Here is a 5,345-nt window from a genome sequence, read left to right as displayed (position 1 = left end):
CAAATACTTTCTCCAGAATATTGATAATCCCAATGCCCTACAATAGAAATATCGGGAAAGGACTTTGGCAAAGATTCATCACTTAACCATGCATTTTGCAGGTAGTAATAAGCAGGTTTTAACCTACCCCTGTAATCGGTTATTCCAAACCAAGTAGCGGTACCCTCATACCTGTCCATCCAACTAAAAGCCATACCCCCTAAATTTCTTCCTTTGTTTTGGAAAATATATTCTGTCCACTGCTTTTTATACCATTCAGCTTTGATAAGTGAAGAAAGTTCAATCAATATACTATCGTTCCTATAATCTCCCAATTCCTTATTCCAATATCCTTTTGGACCAAACTCAGTCACCACATAAGGCTTGCCAGGATATGCATAACTCATAATTGAATCAAGTTGATTGATATTTTTTTCATAATATGAATTGACCCCAATCACATCGACATGAGGAGCAAACGCTCTATATTGAATTATAGCGCCGATTAATCTTTCATTGTCATGTTCTTCTGAAGAGAAAACCGGTCTTTCGGGATCAATCTTTTTTATCTTAATCGCTAAATCATCCAAAAATTCTAAATAGCTTCTCCTTATCATGGTCAGATATGGTTCAGCATAATGCTTTTTCAAAAGTCCCCATGTTTCATTACCAATATTCCAGGCAATGATACTTTCATCATTTTTGTATTTCCTAACTTGAGCCAATACTTTCCTTTCATAAGCCATTAATTCCTTCTTATCCTTCATATAATCAATTTTTGGGTCAAACCAAAAACCAAACATTACTTTTAAATCATGGTCTTTTGCCGCCTTCAGGATATTCCTGTCATAGATGCTAGGTTCATACCTTCTGATGGTATTTGCACCCATATTTTTGATCAATTGAAAGTCAGTATCCAATTGTTTCCTAGATAATGGATTAAACCCTTCTTCCCAATCATGTCCTGTATTGTAACAAACACCTTTAATATAAAATGGCTGACCTTCCACCCAAAGCTCATGATAACCATTTTCTTCTTTTAACATTTTGGGAACGATGCCATTATTTGGGATGATATCAGGTTTAACCAAATAATTTCTCTCCTCAAATAAATCAAACCCAGCAAAGGCATCTCCCATATTACGAAGATCAAACGTCCAATTAATAAAATTTTCATTTTCAGCAGGCCGCCATTCAGTAATCCAGTTCTTATCTAAATCACTGTAAAAAAGCACTGCGGCCTTGATTTCCGGATGATTGGCTTTGATTTTTTGAAGGGATTCTTTTACCCATATATTACCATCTCCACTGTAGGAGGTAGAACCAAACTCGGCTAACATTACCGGTAGGTTTAAACCTTTTTGCTCAATTTGTTTTTTAAACGGTAAATATATTTTGTTAAAACTCCTTGAGGTTTGCTCATCACTGGCCAAACCATAATTTAAGGCCGTTAAACTGATCCAGTCCACATATTGATTGTAAGAACTATCATTTCCGTAAGGAAAATAAGACTCAAATCCGGCTGTGGACCAGGGGCTCCATACCCATGAAACATTGTGTGCACCAACCTTTTCAAATCGGAGATGTACATACTTCCATGCTTCCACAAATTCCTCAGGTGTATTGGCCCCCGATTTGGACCAGGAATACATGGGATTTTCCATTTCATGCGCAAATCTTAAAAAAACCGGAGAATTGAGGTCTCTCAATGCCTCTGCCATCTGATCGATATAGGCATCAAAATAACCATCATTAATGTATTGAAATATCTTACGGTTGTTTTTAAGGTCCTCTACTTCTGAATAAGCTTCAAATAGATTGGACCATGGTTCCCAAGTAACCATGGGGATAGCACCATGACTGATAATTTTTTGCCATTTTTCTATAGGCAATGGTCCGTCTCCCCAAGCGAGGTATGAAGAAATGATAGACCATTGATGGCCTGCCTTGGTTTCCAAATCTCGGATCAAGGCAATATCTGATTCGAAATCAAAATGAGGATTGTAAATTCCAGTGTAAAATCCACCCAACTCTTTTTCAATTGGGGGTTTTAATTTTGGATCCAGATATTCTGAATTCCCAATTTTAAATGAGCTTATGATAAAAATTGAGGTAGTAAACAACATGAACACCAAGGCAACATGAAATGCTATCCTGCTTAATTTAAGATAAGATAGGTTCTTTTTTTGAATAGCGAAGGTGCCTCTAAACGTATTCACTGAACTTTTCGATTTGTATACCCAAGTAGACTGTCCAATGGCAAAGGCAACAAATAAAACCACTGCATTGATCAAAGCAAAAAGTGCCATCAACATGCTATAGGGTTGCCAATCTGTGGACAATCCATAAACGACTGCAATAACAGAAATCAAAGCTACTAGTAGATTGGGTAACCCCAACAAAAACTCTCTCTTGGTAGTATGTTCCTTTGGGGTTGGAATGTAAGGGACTTTAATATTAAACAAGGTGTAGACAAAGCCAATGATAAATATCCACCAAGTACCTACCCTTAAAATACCACCCATTAAATGGGCTCCTTTTTCCTCCTGATGATTGAGCCATCCTTGGGCATAAAATCTGTAGATCAAATTCAAAAGGAAAAAAGGTGTAAAAAAAACAAAGAACACCTTGGGATCCATCAGCCATGGATATTCCCCTGTGAACAAGGAATAAACAGGCACTACAAAATCAATTAGGCCAATTAGGCCAAACAAATAATAAACAGGCAACAGTCCATAATGCAACTTTTGCCTCCAAGTAAATTTAAAAAACAGCTTGGGGAAAAGGTTCAACCATAAGTCAAATGTTCCCCTACTCCACTTTATCTGTTGTTTGTAATAGGCAGAAATGCTGCTGGGGACCTGTCCGCGTGATAGAATTACAGGTTCATAAACGGATTTCCAACCTTTTGCATGAAGTAACATGGAAGTGTGCATATCTTCTGTCAGTCCTGCTGCATGTCCCCCTATAGAATCAAGTGCAGCCCTTCTAAAAGTACAATTGGCACCAATTGCTTGTGATGTTCCATATTCGCCCATGGCCTGCATGTAGGGCCCATAAAATGTGTAGGTCTGTTCAGCTGCTCCTTGGGCGATAAAAGATTCTTTTTGGTTGCCATAGGATTGCACTACCTGCACATAGCCTATTTCAGGATCATCAAAATGATGCAACACATGGTCTAAAAATTCCGGATAAGGCGCATGATCCGGATCGAGAATTACACAGATTTCTCCTTTCGCTTGTTTTAAAGCATTGTTGATATTTCCTGCTTTGGCATTTTCATGAGTTTCACGGGTGACATGTACTACACCAAGTTCGGCACATAGTTTTTTCGCAAAAGCATCATCGCCTTCATCACAGAGATAGGTGGTATGAGGATATTTTACTGCCACCAAGGCCCTCAAGGTATTCTCAAGCATTTTATAAGGCTCACCGGGACAAAAGGTGGTGAGCATATCCACAGTGTAATGTTTTAAAGGTAGTTTCGGCTTTGGTGATTTGTCTCGGAGTTCTGGCAATCCGGCATAATGGTACCATTCAAAGCCTACCTTTAACAATTTGAAAAATAAAGAAATCGTAAGAAGGTAATATAAGACTTTATGTCCAATTCCAACTTCAGTAAAAAAACCATATAAAAAAATAATCAATGACAGGATTCCAATAATAAGAATTAATTTGCCGAGAAACAGCTTTCGGTTCATAATAATAATAATAGCGAGGGTGATAAGCAATTCAAATTACTTTATTTTATATATAAAATGCAAATTTTTTAATATAAAAAAAATAATTAATTAGAAATGATAAATTTTCATTTAAATTTGGGGTGATATTTATTCAAAAGTAACATAATATGATCGATATTTCAAAGGGATTAAAAACTACCTTATTTTTAATCTATATAGGCCTACTTTTTTCGTGTAGCAACCAAGAACAAGAAAATCATAATCCTACAGTTGAGGTAAGGTATCAAGATGGAAAGGCCATGCTGTATAGACATGGAGAACCATATTCTATAAAAGGGGCCGCTGGCACCGAACATTTAGATAAAGTAGCATTATATGGGGGAAATTCGATCAGGACGTGGAGCCTACATGATGCTGATAGGCTATTGGATGAAGCCCATGAATTGGGATTAACAGTTACATTAGGCCTTGAAATAGGGAGACAAGCTTGGGGATACAATTTCAATTACTGGAAATTTTGGGAAGTGAATAAAAAGATAGAAGAACTTCGGCCCATTATTGAAAAATACAAGGACCATCCTGCATTACTGATGTGGGGTGTAGGAAACGAATTACAATTCTTTGGTGGAGGAAAAAGATTTTTGATTTTTCATACAATAGATAAAGTGGCCAAAATGATCAAGGAAGTTGATCCAAATCATCCTACTATGACAGCAGTAGATGTTTTCTCAAAAAAAAATAAAATAGGATCATATCGGTACATCATGCCAAATATTGATATTTTAGGTTTCAATGCATTTAAAACTCTTGGTAATATGTATGACAGAGTTTATGAAAAAAAAGGATGGGGTAAGGCTTACATATTATCTGAATGGGGGCCTAATGGTCATTGGGAAGTTACTGATACCGAATGGGGAGCCCCAAAAGAATTAAAAAATTCTGAAAAAAGAGAAATGATGGAAAAATATTGGAATAATATAAATAAAGATACCACATTATTCTTAGGCAGTTATGCTTTCTATTGGGGATTTAAGCATGAAGCTACCCATACCTGGTTCAGTTTATTTTCTAAAGATGGATCGGAAACAGCTTCAGTTAATTTTCTGAAATATGCATGGTCGGGTGAAAGAGCGGAAAACTTAGCTCCAAATGTTAATGATTTATCAATCGAAACAAATCAAGGATTGGTTAATGACAACGTCTATTTGGAAAGCAATCAGATATATAATGCAATTGCAGACACTGATGACTCCGAAGGAGACTCCCTTAGATACAAGTGGGAAATTAGACCCGAAGAAAATTACTTTGTTGAAATCTATAGCAATGATTTCGAAATTAAAAATTACAATATGGAGCATTTGATTCAGAAAGTTGATGAAAATACAATTCAATTTATTGCTCCTAAAGACGAAGGACCCTACCGGATTTTTGTTTTTGCATTCGACGGCAATGGAAATGTAGCATCTTATAATATTCCATTTTATGTTATTCAAAAGTGATGTATTGGAACAATCAACTCAATTATTCTTACCTATACCTCCATATCGTCCACAATATCTTCCATCCCGCACCAAAAACTCCTTTTACCGTCCCGCTGACTTTACTCACTCCTATCCGCTTACGGTAATCCACAGGGACTTCTGTGGATTTCAAACCAGATTTAGCAGCTTTGATCTGCATCTC

General features: G+C 36.7%; 2 protein-coding genes and 1 pseudogene. 1 reads left to right on the top strand and 2 read right to left on the bottom strand.

Annotated features, from left to right (window positions below):
* Positions 1-3,434 (bottom strand): glycosyltransferase (locus ACEW8O_RS07875; protein WP_373494072.1); only part of this gene is annotated, 3,434 nt, incomplete at its 3' end.
* 395 nt (positions 3,435-3,829) lie between these two features.
* On the opposite strand from ACEW8O_RS07875, the gene ACEW8O_RS07870 reads away from it, so the two are divergent.
* Positions 3,830-5,161, top strand: coding sequence for a glycoside hydrolase family 2 TIM barrel-domain containing protein (locus ACEW8O_RS07870; protein WP_373494071.1), 1,332 nt, complete (start codon positions 3,830-3,832; stop codon positions 5,159-5,161).
* 28 nt (positions 5,162-5,189) lie between these two features.
* Here the strand turns inward: ACEW8O_RS07870 and ACEW8O_RS07865 are convergent.
* A pseudogene (locus ACEW8O_RS07865) lies at positions 5,190-5,345 on the bottom strand (glycosyltransferase family 2 protein); the annotation flags it as partial.

This window comes from Aquiflexum sp., assembly GCF_041749095.1.
Classification (GTDB): domain Bacteria; phylum Bacteroidota; class Bacteroidia; order Cytophagales; family Cyclobacteriaceae; genus Aquiflexum.
Note: the sequence above shows the minus strand (reverse complement) of the source record. Positions and strands in the feature narration are given on the sequence as shown.